14 protein-coding genes and 1 tRNA gene are annotated in these 16,799 nt (G+C 65.0%); 11 read left to right on the top strand and 4 right to left on the bottom strand.

Going from position 1 to position 16,799, the window contains the following annotated elements:
- Nucleotides 1-164: 164 nt before the first annotated feature.
- The 4 genes from JQ632_RS17450 to JQ632_RS17435 all read right to left on the bottom strand — a co-directional run bounded on the left by JQ632_RS17450 (nt 165) and on the right by JQ632_RS17435 (nt 4,532).
- A complete protein-coding gene (locus tag JQ632_RS17450) occupies nt 165-356 on the bottom strand; it encodes a hypothetical protein (protein WP_212403797.1) in 192 nt (63 codons plus the stop codon).
- Nucleotides 357-421: 65 nt separating this feature from the next.
- Nucleotides 422-1,549, bottom strand: a complete 1,128-nt coding sequence (locus JQ632_RS17445; RefSeq protein WP_212403796.1) for a PepSY domain-containing protein — start codon at nt 1,547-1,549, stop codon at nt 422-424.
- 22 nt (nt 1,550-1,571) lie between these two features.
- The gene (locus JQ632_RS17440) at nt 1,572-3,821 is read right to left on the bottom strand and encodes a TonB-dependent siderophore receptor (RefSeq protein ID WP_212403795.1); all 2,250 of its coding nucleotides are present in this window, start codon (nt 3,819-3,821) and stop codon (nt 1,572-1,574) included.
- Between the two features lie 195 nt (nt 3,822-4,016).
- On the bottom strand, nt 4,017-4,532 hold the full coding sequence (locus JQ632_RS17435; RefSeq protein ID WP_212403794.1) for a MarR family winged helix-turn-helix transcriptional regulator: 516 nt from the start codon (nt 4,530-4,532) through the stop codon (nt 4,017-4,019).
- Between the two features lie 178 nt (nt 4,533-4,710).
- Here JQ632_RS17435 and JQ632_RS17430 point away from each other — a divergent pair, with 178 nt between their 5' ends.
- The 11 genes from JQ632_RS17430 (at nt 4,711) to JQ632_RS17380 (ending at nt 16,793) form a co-directional block, all read left to right on the top strand.
- On the top strand, nt 4,711-5,901 hold the full coding sequence (locus JQ632_RS17430) for an aromatic ring-hydroxylating dioxygenase subunit alpha (protein ID WP_212403793.1): 1,191 nt from the start codon (nt 4,711-4,713) through the stop codon (nt 5,899-5,901).
- Between the two features lie 35 nt (nt 5,902-5,936).
- A complete protein-coding gene (locus JQ632_RS17425; protein ID WP_212403792.1) occupies nt 5,937-7,232 on the top strand; it encodes an MFS transporter in 1,296 nt (431 codons plus the stop codon).
- A gap of 163 nt (nt 7,233-7,395) precedes the next feature.
- Complete coding sequence (locus JQ632_RS17420) at nt 7,396-7,599, top strand: hypothetical protein (RefSeq protein ID WP_212403791.1); 204 nt, start codon at nt 7,396-7,398, stop codon at nt 7,597-7,599.
- 160 nt (nt 7,600-7,759) lie between these two features.
- A tRNA-Asp gene (locus JQ632_RS17415) sits at nt 7,760-7,836 on the top strand.
- Between the two features lie 197 nt (nt 7,837-8,033).
- Nucleotides 8,034-8,333, top strand: coding sequence for an HU family DNA-binding protein (locus tag JQ632_RS17410; RefSeq protein ID WP_212403790.1), 300 nt, complete (start codon nt 8,034-8,036; stop codon nt 8,331-8,333).
- A gap of 100 nt (nt 8,334-8,433) precedes the next feature.
- Nucleotides 8,434-9,684, top strand: coding sequence for a peptidase T (gene pepT / locus JQ632_RS17405; protein WP_212403789.1), 1,251 nt, complete (start codon nt 8,434-8,436; stop codon nt 9,682-9,684).
- A gap of 231 nt (nt 9,685-9,915) precedes the next feature.
- Complete coding sequence (locus JQ632_RS17400) at nt 9,916-10,278, top strand: hypothetical protein (protein ID WP_212403788.1); 363 nt, start codon at nt 9,916-9,918, stop codon at nt 10,276-10,278.
- Between the two features lie 73 nt (nt 10,279-10,351).
- A complete protein-coding gene (ihpA, locus tag JQ632_RS17395; protein ID WP_212403787.1) occupies nt 10,352-11,626 on the top strand; it encodes a divalent metal ion exporter subunit IhpA in 1,275 nt (424 codons plus the stop codon).
- The gene (ihpB, locus tag JQ632_RS17390; protein WP_212403786.1) at nt 11,623-12,600 is read left to right on the top strand and encodes a divalent metal ion exporter adaptor subunit IhpB; all 978 of its coding nucleotides are present in this window, start codon (nt 11,623-11,625) and stop codon (nt 12,598-12,600) included. Before ihpA ends, ihpB begins: the two co-directional genes overlap by 4 nt.
- A complete protein-coding gene (locus JQ632_RS17385) occupies nt 12,593-15,784 on the top strand; it encodes an efflux RND transporter permease subunit (RefSeq protein WP_212403785.1) in 3,192 nt (1,063 codons plus the stop codon). The genes ihpB and JQ632_RS17385 overlap by 8 nt, the downstream gene beginning before the upstream one ends.
- Before the next feature lie 25 nt (nt 15,785-15,809).
- Nucleotides 15,810-16,793 carry a cation diffusion facilitator family transporter gene (locus JQ632_RS17380; protein WP_212403784.1) on the top strand — a complete coding sequence of 328 codons (984 nt, stop codon included), beginning with the start codon at nt 15,810-15,812 and terminating at the stop codon, nt 16,791-16,793.
- Nucleotides 16,794-16,799: the final 6 nt, after the last annotated feature.

The raw sequence follows: 16,799 nt of genomic DNA, 5'->3' as shown, positions 1-16,799 counted from the left end.
AGCGCAGTGCACCAAGGGGCGCAAGACACGCTGCTTTTAGGCCCTTTGCCGCCCCCAGAACAGTGGAAACCCGGCTAGCCAAACCGGGAATCGTCCCGCCGCTGGTATGGAGCAGATCGGCTACCCCAGCAAGGGTGAGCGCGGTCGGCCGCAAGACTGCCAAGTCACAATTCCAAGCCGGTGTGGCGACTTATCCACTGTGGGCTCGCCCGCCCCTTTTGACGGCGCTTTTCGAGCCGGCGGCGCAGCCAGACCCAGCAGACGATCGCCACGGGCGCGCCCACCGTCACCCAGGCAATATATTTGCCGATGTCAGCCCAGATCAGCGCGGCCAGCAGGCCGATCGTGGTCAGCACGCCCTGCAGAAGGGGAACGCCAAAGACACGGAGCCACGGGCGCGATCGATCGGGCGGGCCATGCATCAGGACGGAACCGCGGCGCGTGCGCCATATGGGCCCGCCGGCGCGCGTTTGCGGCGCCCCGCCACCCAGAGATAGAGCCCGCTGCCGATCACAATCATGGTCAGCACGTCGAGCGCCGCCCAGATGATCTTGAGGGGCATGCCGCCATAATCGCCAAAATGCAGCGGCTGCGAGATCAACAGCGCCTGCAGGTAGACTGGCAAGGCGCGGCTGTCGGCAACCTCTCCCGTCTCGCCGTCCAGCAACACCGGCTTCAACAGCCGCGCGGTCAGCGGCGTGTCGCCGCGCATGAACACCGCAAAATGGTGCGACGACGTAAAGGGTGTTCCCGGGAAGGCAATGAAGGCCATGTCCATGCCGGGCGCGGTCTCCTTCGCGCGGTCGACGATGACGTCGAGGGAGGCAAGGTGCGTCGGCGGCGGCTTGCCGGCAAAGGGCGCGACCATGACGGCGAGTTCGTTCGCCTTCCACTGGTTGAGCATCAGCTCGGCCCAGGTGTTGACCACACCGGTCAGTCCGACCACCAGCGCCCAGGCGATCGTGACGACGCCGATCAGATTGTGCCAGTCGAGCCAGCCGACGCGGCGCGAGGCGCTGTCGCGGATGGTTGCAAAGCGCAGGCGGCGGGTGAACGGCCAGTACAGCACCACGCCCGAGACGATCGCGAGCGCAAACAGCAGTCCCATGCCGCCGAGGAACAGTTTTCCTGGCTGGCCAGCAAACATGTCCACATGCAGCTTGAGCACGATCAGCATGGGCCCGACGCCGACCGGCCCGAGCACCTTGGTCGTGACGGCGTCAAAAGCCCGCACCGTCGCCTTGTCGGGCTCGCCGTTCGGCGCGCTGTTCGTGAAGGCGAAGACGATGCCCGGCTCGTCCTTGTCCCAGGAGATATATTGCAGCACCCGGCCCGGATCGGCCGCGAGCGCGGAATTGGCGATCCGCTGCGTCGTCGCTTTTTCGCCCGCATGCACCTCGGGCTGGGGCGCATAGCCCAGGAGCTCGTCGATCTCATGGTGGAAGATCAACGGCAGCCCGGTCAGGCAGAGCAGAAACAGGAACAGGCTCGAGATCAGGCTGGTCCAGGTGTGGACCGCGGACCAGATCCTGACGGTGCGCGCCTTCACGAGGTCATCCCCTCGCCTCCCGTTACCACTTGTAGGCCACGCTCGCGGTGACCCGCCGGCGGTCGCCGTAGAAGCAGGCCGACGCCGACGAGCAGCTTCCGACGTAGATCTTGTCGGTGATGTTGGACACGTTGAGCGCCCAGCGCCAGTTCTGCCATTCGTAGTGCACGGCGGCGTCGCCGAGCAGGCGTGACGGCACCACCAGCGTGTTCATGTTGTCGGCGAAGGATGGCCCGGTGTAGCGGAGACCACCGCCGAAGCCCAACCCGGTCAGCGGGCCGGACTGGATGGTGTAGTCGGCCCAGCCCTTGGTGAGCTGGGTCGGCGTGTTGGTCGGCGCCTTGCCGATCAGAGCCTGGTTGAGGTCCTGGCTGACGAAGATGTCGTACCTCGTGTGCGACGCCATCACCTTCAGGCCCGGCATGACGTTCGCCACCGCTTCGAGCTCGAAGCCGCGTGAGGTCACCTCGCCGGTCTGCACCGACAGCAGCGCGTTGTTCGGGTCCGTCGTCAGCACGTTCTTGCGCTTGAGGTCGAACAGCGCGACGCCGAAATAGCCGTTGAAACCGAGCGGCTGGTACTTCAGGCCGACCTCCACCTGCTTGCCGGTCTCCGGCAGATAGAGCTGGTTCGGGGTCAGCGTGAAGTTGGTTCCGATGATCGGGTTGAAGCTCGTCGCATAGGAAACGTAAGGCGCGAACCCGAGATCGAAATTGTAGATCAAGCCGGCCCGGCCCGAGAATGCGCCGTCGTTGCGACCGAGGCTCGCGCCGATGTGGTTGTCGTTGTAGGTGTCGACCCAGTCGTTGCGGCCCGAGAGCACCAGCGTCAGGCGGTCGAGCTTGATCTGGTCCTGGGCGTAGACGCCGACCTGCTTCTGCGTCAGCGTCGCGTTCTGGTACGGCGCACCGCTGAACGGCGCGGTCGGCGTATAGACGGGATTGAGCAGGTTGATCGGGTTCGCACCGCCAAATCCCTGGTAGTCGTCGATCGTGTAGTGCTTGAGGTCGACGCCGAACAGCGTCGTGTGCTGCAGCGGACCGGTTGCAAAGCGGTACTCGAGCTGGTTGTCGAGATTGGCCTGGTTGGCGATACCGCTTGTGAAGAAGTTGCCGCGCGCGAGATTGGCGGCAGCCGCGGTCGTCGCGTAGCCGAGACCGAACAGCGTCGCATAGCTCACGTCGACATGGGCGAAGCGCGCGTTCTGGCGAAAGGTGACGCTGTCGGAGAGGTTGCGCTCGAACTGATAGCCGATCATCTCCTGCTCGCGCTTGAAGCTGTCGACACTGGGATCGCCGACGAAGCGGCTGGTCGGAATCTTGCCCCAGGGCGCATCAACGACCGTGCCGACGTAAGGCAGGAAGGCGATGCCGCGGGTGTCCTGCTTCGAGGCCGAGGCCAGCACCGTGAACGAGGTGTCCTCGTCGGGCTTCCAGGTGAAGGACGGCGCAATGAAGTAGTTGTTGTCAGGCGTGAAGTCGACCTGGGTGTTGCCGTTCTTCACCTGCCCGACCACGCGATAGAACAGCTTGCCTTGCTCCGTTGCAGTTGCAACCGGGCCGCCGACATCGAACTGGATATAGGCGTTGCCAAAGTTGTTGACGCCCGCCTCGATGTAGCGGATCGGCTCGGCCGGCGGCATCTTCGAGATCGCGTTGACGATGCCGCCCGGGCTCGATCCGCCGTAGAGTACCGCCGACGGTCCGCGCAGGATCTCCACGCGCTCCAGGTTGAACGGCTGCAGCTTCCAGCTTGCATAGGATGTGTAGAAGAGCTGGAGCCCGTCGAGGAACAGCCCGTTGTCGTCGGACTTGAAGCCGCGGATCAGGAACCAGTCGTTGCGGGTATCCGCCCCGAAAGTTTCGCCGTGGATACCCGGCGAATAGCGCACGATCTCGTCGAACTTGTTCGGCTTCTGGTCGCGGATCTGCTCGGCGCCGACCACGGAGACCGATTGCGGCGTCTGCATGATCGGCGTGTTGGTCTTGGTGCCCGAGGAACTGCGGGTTGCGACGTAACCCTGGATCGGCCCGCGCGGCGTCTCGACGAATCTCGTTTCGCGCGGCGGCTGCGGCTTCCGGCCGCTCGGCGTGAGAACCGGTCGCGCGACGCGGCGCGGCGCGGTGCTCGCGGCCGGTCGGCGCGTTTCGGGCGGCGCGACCGTCACCGGCGGCAAATTCTGCGCGCCACCCTGTGACGACGACTGAGCGAGAGAAACCTGCGGCAACAAAGCCAAAGCGGATGCGGTTGCCATCGCGGCCAACCGCAGCATTCCCAGACAGTTCAACGCGCCACCCCAACCTGCTTGTTCGTTCCGTCATGCCGTCAGTCCCGTGACGACATGCGTTGCGGTGGTGCTTATGCGAGTGCGCGTACGCGGCCTAATAGAAGACCTCTTAGAAGAACTCTTAGAGAGTCTCCAAGAAGGATTGAGAGTCTCCAAGAAGGGTTCAAAACTGCTGAACGATCAGCCGAGCTCTCTTTCGCGATCGAGCATGTCGGCGGCGGTCGTAGTCAGGCGATCGATCTGTTCCATCAACAACGCGAGCTCGTCGTTGCTGAGTTGCTCCAGCAGCAGCCGGTTGCGCTCCTGCGCGCCTGCGACGATCGCGTCATGCGCGGCGAGACCTGCCTTGGTCAGGGAAACCAGTACCTCGCGATTATCGTTGGGATTGACCGCCTTCGCGATCAGCTTGCGCGCCACGAGTTCCGCGAGCGCGCGGCTGATCTGCCCCTTGTCCTGGCCGACCGCTTCGGCGAGCCGCGCCACGCTCATCGGCGGACGGCGGCCGAGCGAAGCGACGAGACCGAATTCGACCGAGTTCAGTCCCACAAGCCGCTTGTAGCGCAGCATCGCGCCGCGCTTGAGCAGGTTCGCGAGCACCATCAGCCGCGACGACAGCATCACGGTGATCGGCGCCGGCGGCTGGCTCGCGTCGACTGCGGGCAGCTCCCGCCTCGCCTTGCTCGGTTTCTGGCTCATGCGTCACCTCTGCCAAGAAAGCTGCGGCCTGCCAAGTCCGGTGGGGTGCGGCGCAGCACTTCCAAATGCGACTAAGAAGCCTTCTTAAAATCGTTGACAATGTCATCGATCTACCCTTGACTTGGTCAACGGATGAAAACGACCGCGGCCATCAAGGCTGCGGCAGGAGGATACGGTCATGACCATCACCCAGCGGGATCGCGATCTCGGGACGGCCTACGCGATGAAGCCGACCACCACGCGCACCGAGCTGACCTCAGTCGCGCGCGGCACGCCCATGGGTGAGTTCCTGCGCCGCTACTGGCATCCGGTCGGTCTCGTCAGCGACGCCACGGACACGCCGAAGAAGGTGCGCGCACTCGGCGAGGATCTGATCCTGTTTCGCGACAAGCACGGTCGCGTCGGCCTTCTCCACGCCCGCTGCTGTCATCGCGGCACGACCCTCTACTACGGCAAGGTGGAGGAAGACGGCATCCGCTGCTGCTACCACGGCTGGAAGTTCGACACGGAAGGCCATTGCCTGGAGCAACCCTGCGAGCCCGATGGCGGACAATTCAAGGACAAGGTGCGCCAGCCCTGGTACCCGGTCGAAGAGCGCTACGGCTTGATCTTCGCCTATATGGGCCCGGCCGAGAAACGCCCGGTCCTGCCGGCTTATGAATGCCTGGAAAACATGGACGATGGCGAAATCGTCGAGGCCGACGACTCCTCGATCGGCGGCGGCGGGCCGGCCATCATCCCCTGCAACTGGCTCCAGCATTTCGAGAACGTGGTCGATCCGTTCCACGTGCCGGTGCTTCATGGCTCATTCAGCGGTCCGCAATTCACCACCATGATGGCCTCGATTCCCGAGGTGAGGTTCGAGAAATCGCCGCGCGGCATCCTTGTGCGCTCGGTGCGCAAGCAGGATGACGGCAAGGTGTTTTATCGCGTGAGCGAGGCCGCACTCCCCACCCTGCGCGTCGTACCCAATCCGCGCGTGGCGCAATTTGCCCGCGTCGAGTCGATCGGCTGGACGCTGCCGATCGACGACACCTCGTTCCGCATCTACGTCGCCGGCCGCGTCAAGAACACTGGCGACATCAGCCGCATGCGCTCGAAATTCAACGGAAAACTCTGGTGGGACATGAGCGAGGAAGAGCACCAGAAATTCCCCGGCGACTATGAGGCCCAGGTCGGCCAGGGCCCCGTAACTGTTCACTCCGAGGAGCATTTCGGCCAGAGCGACCGCGGCATCCTGATGATGCGGCGCATGCTGGGCGAGCAGTTGGAGGCCCTCGCCGCGGGTAAGGATCCGATCGGCGTCTCCTTTGAGCCCAACGCACCGCCAGTGGAATTTGAAGCGGGGAACTACATCCGCGAAGCCTGAACGACCAAAACCATAAAACATATTGGGGGGAAGTCATGGTCGACGTGACGTCACAGCTTTCCGTGCAGACGGATGCGGCCGCAAAGCGGTCGGCGCGGCGATACTATGTGCTCGGGCTGCTCACCATCGTTTATGCCCTGAACTTTCTCGATCGCACCATCTTCAACGTGCTGATCGAGCCCATCAAGAAGGAGTTCGCGCTCAGCGACACCATGATGGGCCTGCTCGCGGGTTTTGGCTTCGCGCTGTTCTACTCACTGCTCGGCATTCCTATCGCCCGCATCGCCGACCGGCTGAACCGGCGCAACATCGTCGCGATCGCGTTCGCCTTTTGGAGCGCGATGACGGCGCTGTGCGGCATGGCGACCAGCGTCACCTCGCTGGCGCTGGCGCGCATCGGCGTCGGCATCGGCGAATCCGCTGGCTCACCCGCCTCGCAGTCAATCGTCGCCGACCTCTTCAGCAAGAACGAGCGACCGCGCGCGCTCGGCATCTACGCCATCGGCACCTATCTCGGCGTCTTCCTCGGCTATTTCATCGGCGGCTACATCAACCAGCACTATGGCTGGCGGATGGCCTTCTACGTTGCGGGCCTCCCCGGGATCCTGCTCGCCCTCGTGCTGTGGCTGACGATATCAGAGCCGAAGCGCGGCGCGATGCAGGAGACGTTTACGCCCGAGCCGCTCGGGCCGACGCTGCGCTTCCTGGCCTCGCAGCAAAGCTTCATCATCGTGCTGATCGGCTTTTGTCTCACCACCTACACCAACTATTCGACCGCGGCCTGGATTCCGCCGTTCCTGGCGCGCGTGCATCATCTCTCCAGCGCCGAGATCGGCACCTATGCCGGCACCTTCAAGGGGCTGGCCGGCATGGCCGGGACATTGCTCGGCGGCTTCATGGTGGCGCATATCAGTCGCCGCGACGACCGCTGGAAGCTGTGGGCGCCCGCGATCACGTCGGGCCTCGCCGGTCCTGTGTTTGCGCTCTGCATGCTGACGCAGGATTTTGCGACCATGGTGGCGATGCTGGCGCTGACCTCGTTCCTGGTCGGCTGCCATCTCGGGCCGATCTTTGCGATCGCCCAGACGGTGGCAAAGCCCAGCATGCGGGCGCTCGCCTCCGCCCTCATCGCGCTCACCGCGACCTGCTTCGGCCAGGGCGTCGGTCCGCTCGTGGTCGGCATGATCAATGACGCGCTGAAGGGAACTTACGGGGTCGAGGCGGTGCGCTATTCCCTGCTGTCGGCCGCCGTCACGTCCACCCTCGGCGCACTGCTGTTCGTCTGGGCCGCCCGCACCATCCGGGACAATATTAATCGGGCAGCAGCCTGAACCGGGAATCGTCCCCGGCCGGGACGGCTTCCGGCAGCCGGGGGACGAAACCAGGGAATCCGCCAAATGAAACCATTTTGCGGAACCCGCGAAACCATCCGGAAACAGACCGACCCTAGAAGAAGAGCCAACAGACGGCGGCAAAGCCCGCCCGGAGGCTCAAATGAACCACTCCATTCACTCTGCTGATCGTGCGACGCACCTGAAGGTCGTGGTGGTGGCGCTGGTGGCCGGTATTTTGGTGGCGGGCTTCGGGATCGCGGCACGGACCAATGTCGACTACAGCCAGACTGCGCAGAGCACCCACGTCATCAAGGCCGGAAAGCCGGTTGTCGTGACCAGCTCGGCGACCTCGGAAATCCGCTGACAAGCCTCATTTCAGGGCTGACAGGTGGCCGCCTTCGGGCGGCTTTTTCGTTTTCCAGAGCAATGCTTGGCAAGCCCCCCGCGGCGAAGCGCAACGTCCTTGACTTCACCATGTCCCCCCTTTAAGTCCCCCCTCGTTCCGCGCGCGTACAGCGAGCCACGCGGGAGTAGCTCAGTTGGTTAGAGCGCCGGCCTGTCACGCCGGAGGTCGCGGGTTCGAGCCCCGTCTCTCGCGCCATTTTGGCAATCCCTTCATAGCCTTAGCCTAAAATCGAGCCACCCCACCGTTTTTGCGGGGGCATTGGCGCGTTCAATTGGGCCGCATAGGCAGCCCGGCCCCGAATCGTCTAGGCCTGCCCGATGCTTGGCCGGATTTCCGGAACTGTCCGCCGGATCCGCGGGATTGCCGGCATTCGCGCCACCAGGAGGCCCGACATGGCGAAAAAGGCAGCGGCTCCGGCCACCATTACCCTCAGGCACCTCGCCGCCGACATCGCGGAGGGCCAGGACCTCTCCAAGAAACAGGCCGAGGCCATCCTCACCGATACGATCGACCTGATTGCAAAACACCTGAAAAAGGGCGACCGCGTCCGGATCGTCGGCCTCGGCATCCTCCAGGTGCGCAAGCGCGCCGCCCGCATGGGCCGGATTCCCTCGACCGGCGAGCCGATCCACATCAAGGCCAGGAAGAAGGTCACCTTCCGTCCGGCCAAGGAACTCGCAGAAGCGATCTGACATTCGTGCGGGCCTCACTGAGAGCGTCATTCCGGCGGCCCCTGGAATGACGCTTTTCTGCTATATCGCAAGCTCACCTGATCCGGCGGTTTGAACTGAAATGTCCTCCCTCACCTTCTTGCATACCGTGACCGAACGCTTCCTGCGCTACGTCACCATCGACACCCAATCCGATCCCGAGTCTCCGACCTCGCCCTCGACCGAGAAGCAAAAGGATCTCGGCCGCGTGCTCGTCACCGAGCTAAAGGCGATCGGTGTCGCAGACGCCCATCTCGACGACCATGGCTACGTCTATGCGACGATCCCCGCCAACACCGACAAGAAGGTGCCGGTGATCTGCTTCTGCTCGCACATGGACACCTCGCCCGACTGTTCGGGCAAGGACGTCAAGCCGCAGGTCGTGAAGAACTACCGCGGCGGCGACATCGTCCTCACAGCCGACCCCACCCAGGTGATCCGCTTCGCCGAGCATCCTGCATTGAAGAACCAGATCGGCAACGACATCATCACCACCGACGGCACCACCCTGCTGGGTGCCGACAACAAGGCCGGCGTCGCCGAGATCATGGATGCCGCGCACTTCTTCATCAACAACCCCGATGTGAAGCACGGCACCATCAAGATCCTGTTCACACCGGATGAGGAGATCGGCCGCGGCGTCGACAATGTCGACATCAAGAAGCTCGGGGCCGATTTCGGCTACACCATGGACGGCGAGAGCGCCGGCTGCGTCGAGGACGAGACCTTCTCCGCCGACGGTGCCACGGTCACCATCCACGGCGTCAGCGCCCATCCCGGCTATGCCAAGGGCAAGATGGAGCACGCGATCAAGATCGCGGCCGCCATCGTCGAACGTCTGCCGAAGGAAGGCTGCTCGCCGGAGACAACCTCAGGCAAGCAAGGTTTCCTGCATCCGATCGGCATCTCCGGCGCACTGGAGCAGGCCACGCTGTCGTTCATTGTGCGCGACTTCACCGAGGAGGGCCTGAAGGAGAAGGAGGCGCTGCTCGAGGGCATCGTCAAGGACGTGATGAAGGAGTTTCCGCGCTCGACCTACAAGTTCGAGGTCAGGGAGCAGTACCGCAACATGAAGCAGGTGATCGACCGTCACCCGCACGTCCTCGAATATGCCATCGAGGCGATCCGCCGCGCCGGGCTACGCCCGATGCGCACCGCGATCCGCGGCGGCACGGACGGCTCGCGCCTCTCCTTCATGGGCCTGCCCTGCCCCAACATCTTTGCCGGCGAACATGCCTTTCATTCGCGGCTGGAATGGGTGAGCCGTCAGGACATGGAGAAGGCCGTGCAGACCATCGTGCATCTCGCGATGATCTGGGAGGAACGGGCTTAGGCCTACCTAAGGCGCCTCAGCGTCATGGCCGGGCTTGTCCCGGCCATCCACGACCTTTCCCGCGGCACCGAAGAACGTGGATGCCCGGGACAAGCCGGGGCATGACGAATGAATACGTGGCGCCAAGCGTTCGACACCCGCGACAACAAGTTCCCCGCACGTAATATTATTGCACGTCGACACCGTTCCCGTCGGCGTGCTACGCGGGTGCAACGCAACGAGAGTGACGACGTGTTCTCCATTCGCCGGCCCAAGGGAGTCGTCCACCTGCGCAATTGGCGCGGGCTCCTCGCCGTGCTCGTTGCGACCCTGTATCTGCTGAGTGGAACGCTGCACGGCATCTACGACGTCGACGTATCAGCTTCGTCTGGCCAATCGGACATCGTCACCGTGCTCGGTGCGGCGTCCGGGCACGCCGATCACAAGGCGATCGCCGGCCATCACTGCCATGGCTGCTTCTCGGTCGCCGTTGCACAAGCCGTGCTTCCGGTAACGCCGGCTGAACCCGTAACCCAACCGGCCTCGCCGCGTTTGCCGGCTCTTGCGGGCATCGTGCCCGATACGGACTCCCCGCCCCCCAAACATCTGACCTGAACCGATCAGCCGGGCGCTTCGCGCGTCCATGACGTTGTCCTTGATAAGGCTTTGTCCTTCACAGGTCGTTTCCATGTTTTGCAGGCGAACTGCCGCGCGCTTGGCGTGCGCGACGGCTATTCTGATCGGTGGGCTTTATGGCGAGCCCGCGTGCGCCCAGACCCTGACGATGCGCGCGGCGCTCACGCGCGCGCTGGCCGCGAGCCCGCGTCTGACCGCGGCCGAACGGGACGTCGGCATCGCCACGGGCCAGCGCATCCAGGCCGGCGCGCTGCTCAATCCCGAGCTGTCTTACGAGCAGGACAATTCCTTCGGCACCGGCATCTACCGCGGCACCAGGTCGGCCGAGACCACGCTCCAGATCAGCCAGGGTTTTGAGCTGTTCGGCAAGCGCGAGGCGCGCATTGCCGCAGGCGAAGCCGGCATCGACGTCGCCGCGATCCAGCGCAAGGCGATCAGGCTCGAGGTGCTGTCGGAGACCGCGATTGCGTTCCTCAGCGTGCTCGGCGCCCAGCGCCGCATCCAGATCCTCGACGAGCAGGTCACGGCGATCGATCGCCTGACGCCGCTCCTCCGCCGGCGCGTCGAGGCCGGCGCCTCCTCGCCGGCCGAGACCGGTCGCGCCGAAGTCGCCTCCGCGCTGGTCAAGGCCGACCGCGTGCGCCTCAAGGCGACGCTGGCGAGCGCCCGGCGGGAGCTCGCCGTGCTGATGGGCGACACCACGGCAAAATTCGGCGAGGTCTCCGGACGGCTCGACACCATTGGCCGCCCGCCCTCGTTCCAATCGGTCGTCGCCGCCATCGACGCCAATCCGCAACTGGTGCGCTGGACCGCCGTCTTCGCGCAGCGCAATGCTGAGCTGTTGCTGGCACGCCTCAAACCCTATCCGGACGTGCGGATCGCGGCCGGCTGGCGCCATTTCAACGAGACCAATGACGATGCTGTCCGCCTGACCCTGTCGGTGCCGATCCCCGTGTTCGACCGGAACCAGGGCAACATCCTCTCCGCGCAGGAGAGCCTCGCCAAGACCAAGGCCGAGCGCGAGGCCAACCGCAACACGCTGATCGTGATCGCCGGGCGCGCCTATGACTCGCTCCAGGGTTCGCTGCGTGAGCTCGCCGTGCTGCGCGAGGTCGCGATCCCGAAGGCGCAGGAAGCATCGGAAGCAATTTCCCAGGGCTACGGCCAGGGTCGTTTCACCCTGCTGGAGGTGCTGGACGCGCAGGCGAGCGTCGCCCAGGCACGGCTGCGCGAGCAGGAAGCCCTGCAAAACTTCCACGCCGCCATCGCCACCATCGAGGGCCTGGTCGGAAATCCCTTTACGCTGGCGCGGGAGAGCGCGCGATGAAGACCTCCTCCACCATCATCGCCGCGCTGGTCGCGGCCGGGCTCGGCGCCTATGGCTACGCGATGCTCGCGCCGGCCAAGGTCGAGAGCACCGAACAGGCGGAGAAAAAGCCGGAGAAGCCCGCAAAGGAGCACGTCGAGCAGGACGAGCACGGCGCCGATCGCATCCGGATCAGCGACGTCAAGCTCGCGGCCGCCGGCGTCATTCTTGCGGAGGCGGCCAGCGCGACGCTGACGGACACGCTGTCCTTCAACGGCATGCTGCGCGCCAATCAGGAGGCCGTGGTCCAGGTGACCCCGCGCTTCCCCGGCGTCGCAAAATCGATCCTGAAGCGGATCGGCGACAAGGTCGCCAAGGACGATTTGCTCGCATCGATCGAGAGCAACCAGAGCCTGACGGTCTACGATTTGAAGGCGCCGATCGGCGGCACCATCATCGAGCGCCAGATCTCGCTCGGCGAATACGCCTCCGAACAGAAGCCGGCCTTCGTGGTTGCCGACCTCTCCACTATCTGGGTCGACCTGTCGATCTACCGCCAGGATCTGCGCCGCGTGCGGCTCGGCGACGAGGTGCTGATCGATCCCGACGACGGGCGCGGCGAAATCAAGGGTACGATCTCCTATGTCGCGCCGATCGGCAGCAGCGAGACCCAGACCGCGCTGGCGCGCGTCGTGCTGCCCAATCCGGACGGCCGGCTGCGGCCCGGCCTGTTCGTCACGGCGCGGCTCGTCCTCGCTGCGCGCAACGTGCCCGTGGCCGTCCGCAAGAGCGCGATCCAGACGCTGGAGGGCAAGACCATCGTCTTCGTCCGCGAGGACGGCGACAAGATCGAGGCCCGCCCGGTCGAAACAGGCGAGTCCGATTCCCACCACGTCGAGATCAGGGCCGGGTTGTCAGCCGGCGAGCGCTACGTTGCCGAGAACAGTTTTGTGGTGAAAGCGGAGATGGGCAAGGGAGATGGCGACCATGATTAACGCCCTCCTCGCCTTCTCGATCCGCCAGCGCTGGCTGGTCATGATCGTCGTGCTCGCGACCGCAGTGTACGGCGCCTGGAATTTCACGCGACTTCCGATCGACGCGGTGCCTGACGTCACCAACGTTCAGGTCCAGATCAACACGCGGGCACCCGGCCTGTCGCCGCTCGAAGCCGAGCAGCGCATCACCTTCCCGATCGAGACCGCGATGGGCGGCCTGCCGAAGCTCGACTACACCCGCTCGATCTCGCGCTACGGCCTGAGCCAGGTCACGGTCGTGTTCCAGGACGGCACCGACATCTATTTCGCACGCCAGCTCGTCAACGAGCGCGTCCAGCAGGCGCGCGACCAGTTGCCGGCGGGGGTCGAAGTGGCGATGGGACCGATCTCGACCGGGCTCGGCGAGATCTATGTCTATTCGGTCGAGGCCAAGGCCGGCGCCAAATCTCCGTCCGGCAACGAGTACACGCCGACCGAGCTGCGAACCATTCAGGATTGGATCATCAAGCCGCAACTGCGCACCGTCCCCGGCGTCATCGAGGTCAACTCGATCGGCGGTTATGAGCGGCAATTCCACGTGCTGCCGATCCCCGGCCGCCTGATGGCCTACCGGCTCGGCTTCCGCGACATCATGACGGCGCTCGCAGCCAACAACACCAATGTCGGCGCGGGCTATATCGAGCGCAACGGCGAGCAATATCTGGTACGCGCGCCCGGCCAGGTCGCCAATATCGACGAGATCAGGGACATCGTCATCGGATCGCGCGGCGGCGTGCCGGTGCGGGTCCGCGACGTTGCCGACGTCCGGGAGGGCCAGGAGCTGCGCACCGGCGCGGCCTCGGCCGATGGCAGGGAAACCGTGCTCGGCACCGCCATGTTGTTGATCGGCGAGAACAGCCGCTCGGTGGCGCAGCGCGTGGCCGCCCGCCTCAAAGACGTCGCCAAGTCGCTGCCCGAGGGCGTGGTGGCGAAGGCGGTCTACGACCGGACCCACCTGGTCGAAGCCACGATTGAAACGGTGGAGAAGAATCTGCTCGAGGGCGCGGCGCTGGTGATTGCCGTCCTGTTCCTGATCCTCGGCAATATCCGCGCCGCCCTCATCACTGCTTGCGTCATCCCGCTCTCGATGCTGCTGACGATCAGCGGCATGGTCGGCAGCAAGGTCAGCGCTAACCTGATGAGTCTCGGCGCGATCGACTTCGGCATCATCGTCGATGGTGCCGTGATCATCGTGGAGAACTGCCTGCGGCTGTTGGCCGAAGAGCAGCACAAGCGCGGACGCCTGCTCTCGCAGGAGGAGCGGATGCAGACGGTGCACGCTGGCGCGCGCGAGGTCATTCAGCCAAGCCTGTTCGGCACGCTCATCATCGCCGTGGTCTATCTGCCGGTCCTGACCCTGACCGGGACCGAGGGCAAGATGTTCACTCCGATGGCGCTGACCGTGGTGATGGCCCTGAGCGGAGCCGCCCTTCTCTCCGTCACCTTCGTGCCGGCCGCGATCGCGATCCTCGTCAGCGGAAAGGTTTCCGAGCAGGAGAACATCTTCATGCGCACGGCCAAGCGGCTCTACGTCCCGCTGCTCGACCGTGCCATTCACTATCGTGGAGCCGTCGTGCTCGGCGCCGTACTGGTCGTCGCGTGCAGCGTGGTCGCGGCAACGCGCATGGGCGGCGAGTTCATCCCGAGCCTCGACGAGGGCGATGTCACCATCGAGACCATCCGGATTCCCGGAACCAGCCTGACGCAAAGCGTCGACATGCAGATCCGGCTGGAGAACGCCGTCAAGCAGGTGCCGGAAGTGGCGACCATCTTCTCCAAGGTCGGCACGGCGGAGATCGCCAACGACCCGATGCCGCCGAACGTCGCCGACACCTACGTCACGCTCAAGCCGCGCGACGAATGGCCGGATCCGGCCAGGCCCAAGGACGAGATCGTCGCGGAGATCGAACGCGCGGCCAACACGCTGCCCGGGACCGCCTACGGCATGACCCAGCCGATCCAGATGCGCTTCAACGAGCTGATCGCGGGCATCCGCAGTGACGTCGGCGTCAAGATCTTTGGCGACGATCTCGACGTGCTTGCGGGCGTAGCCCAGCAGGTCAACGGTGTCATGCGCGGCATCGCCGGCGCCGCCGACGTCAAGACCGAGCAGATCGCGGGCCTGCCGATCCTCACTGTCAAGCTCGACCGCCAGGCGCTGTCGCGCTACGGCCTCAGCCTCAGCGAGGTGCAAAACCTCGTCGAGATCGCGATCGGCGGTAAGCCGGTCGGAAAGCTGTTCGAAGGCGATCGCCGTTTCGACATCGTGGTGCGCCTGCCGGAAAACCTGCGTGCCGACCCCGATGCGGTCAAATCGCTGCCGATCCCGCTGCCGCCGGGCGAGGAGCCTGCCGCGGTGACCAAAACGGCCTTCCCGGGCTCACCGGGCGCCGCCTTGCGCTATGTGCCGCTGTCCTCGGTCGCCACCGTCGAGGTCGCGCCCGGTCCCAACCAGATCAGCCGCGAGAACGGCAAGCGGCGCGTCGTCGTGACGGCAAATGTCCGCGGCCGCGACTTGCGCTCCTTCGTCACCGAAGCGCAGGACGCCGTCGCGCAGAAGGTCAAGCTGCCGCCGGGCTACTGGATCGGCTGGGGCGGACAGTTCGAGCAACTCGTCTCCGCCACCAAGCGGCTCACCATCGTGGTGCCGGTGGCGCTGCTACTGGTCTTCCTCCTGCTCTTCATGAGCATGGGATCGGCGGCGGATGCGCTGCTGGTGTTCTCGGGCGTGCCGCTGGCGCTGACCGGCGGCGTCGCGGCACTGCTGTTGCGCGGCATTCCCTTGTCGATCAGCGCCGGCGTCGGCTTCATCGCGCTGTCGGGCGTCGCCGTGCTCAACGGCCTCGTCATCATCGCCTTCATCGAACGTCTTCGCGGCGAGGGACGCTCGGTCGCGGACGCCGTCCGCGAAGGCGCGCTGACGCGGCTGCGCCCGGTGCTGATGACCGCGCTGGTCGCCTCCCTCGGCTTCGTGCCGATGGCGATCGCCACCGGCGCCGGCGCAGAGGTGCAGCGGCCGCTCGCAACCGTCGTCATCGGCGGCATCATCTCCTCGACCATGCTGACGCTGCTGGTGCTGCCCGCGCTGTACGTATTGTTCCGGAGAGATAAGGCGGTGACGGCGCCGGCAGAGCGCCTACAATGAGAGCTGATTTGCAGGAGCGGTAGACGTGGTCAGCCACCACCATCACGCCGGCCATCACCACGATCACGATGACCATGCCGGCCACGCCCATGCGCATGGTCACGACCACAGCCATGGTCACGGGCACGTCCATGCGCCCGCCAGCTTCGGCAAGGCGTTTGCGATCGGCATCTCGCTCAATACCACGCTCGTCATCGCACAAGGCATCTACGGCTACATCAGCAACTCCACGGCGCTTCTCGCCGATGCCGGCCATAATCTCAGCGACGTGCTCGGCCTGGTCATGGCGTGGGGCGCCTCGGTCGCATCAAAACGCGCCCGGAGCGGCCGCTTCACCTACGGTTTCCGCGCGTCGACCATTTTGGCCGCACTCGCCAACGCCGTGTTCCTGCTGGTCGCAATTGGCGCGATCGGCTGGGAGGCGATTTTGCGCCTGCGCGAGCCGGAGCCGGTTGCGGGCTTCACCGTGATGGTGGTCGCCGGCATCGGCATCCTCATCAATGGCTTCACCGCCCTGCTGTTCGCGCGCGGACGCAAGGACGACATCAACATCGAAGGCGCCTATCTGCACATGGCAGCCGATGCCGCCGTCTCGCTCGGCGTCGTGGTCTCGGCAGCGCTGATCATATGGACCGGCTGGCTCTGGCTCGATCCGGTGACAAGTTTGATCATCTGCGCCACCATCCTGTGGAGCACGACCAGCCTCTTGCGCAGCTCCGTCGACATGTCGATGGCCGCCGCGCCAAAGGGCACAGACCTCGCCGCCATCAAGAGCTTCCTGATGGAGCGGCCCGGCGTCTCAGGGATCCACGACCTCCACGTCTGGCCGATCTCGACCACCGAGACGGCGCTGACCTGTCACCTCGTGATGCCCGCAGGTGCCGGAGACGATTTTCTGATGGAGACCGCGGACAAGCTGAAGGCAACCTTCCGCATCGGTCACACCACGCTGCAGGTGGAGACGCACCCGGACAATGGCTGCGCGCTGGCACCTGATGATGTGGTGTGAGAGGCG

The sequence above is a fragment of the Bradyrhizobium liaoningense genome, from assembly GCF_018130955.1.
In the GTDB taxonomy this organism is placed as follows: Bacteria; Pseudomonadota; Alphaproteobacteria; order Rhizobiales; family Xanthobacteraceae; genus Bradyrhizobium; species Bradyrhizobium liaoningense_C.
This window is presented reverse-complemented; position numbering and strand designations above follow the sequence as displayed.

Coding starts and splice junctions, on each gene's coding strand:
- JQ632_RS17440 (WP_212403795.1), bottom strand. CDS start 3,821: ATGCTGCGGTTGGCCGCGATGGCAACCGCATCCGCTTTGGCTTTGTTG.
- JQ632_RS17435 (WP_212403794.1), bottom strand. CDS start 4,532: ATGAGCCAGAAACCGAGCAAGGCGAGGCGGGAGCTGCCCGCAGTCGAC.
- JQ632_RS17430 (WP_212403793.1), top strand. CDS start 4,711: ATGACCATCACCCAGCGGGATCGCGATCTCGGGACGGCCTACGCGATG.
- JQ632_RS17425 (WP_212403792.1), top strand. CDS start 5,937: ATGGTCGACGTGACGTCACAGCTTTCCGTGCAGACGGATGCGGCCGCA.
- JQ632_RS17420 (WP_212403791.1), top strand. CDS start 7,396: ATGAACCACTCCATTCACTCTGCTGATCGTGCGACGCACCTGAAGGTC.
- JQ632_RS17410 (WP_212403790.1), top strand. CDS start 8,034: ATGGCGAAAAAGGCAGCGGCTCCGGCCACCATTACCCTCAGGCACCTC.
- pepT (WP_212403789.1), top strand. CDS start 8,434: ATGTCCTCCCTCACCTTCTTGCATACCGTGACCGAACGCTTCCTGCGC.
- ihpA (WP_212403787.1), top strand. CDS start 10,352: ATGTTTTGCAGGCGAACTGCCGCGCGCTTGGCGTGCGCGACGGCTATT.
- ihpB (WP_212403786.1), top strand. CDS start 11,623: ATGAAGACCTCCTCCACCATCATCGCCGCGCTGGTCGCGGCCGGGCTC.
- JQ632_RS17385 (WP_212403785.1), top strand. CDS start 12,593: ATGATTAACGCCCTCCTCGCCTTCTCGATCCGCCAGCGCTGGCTGGTC.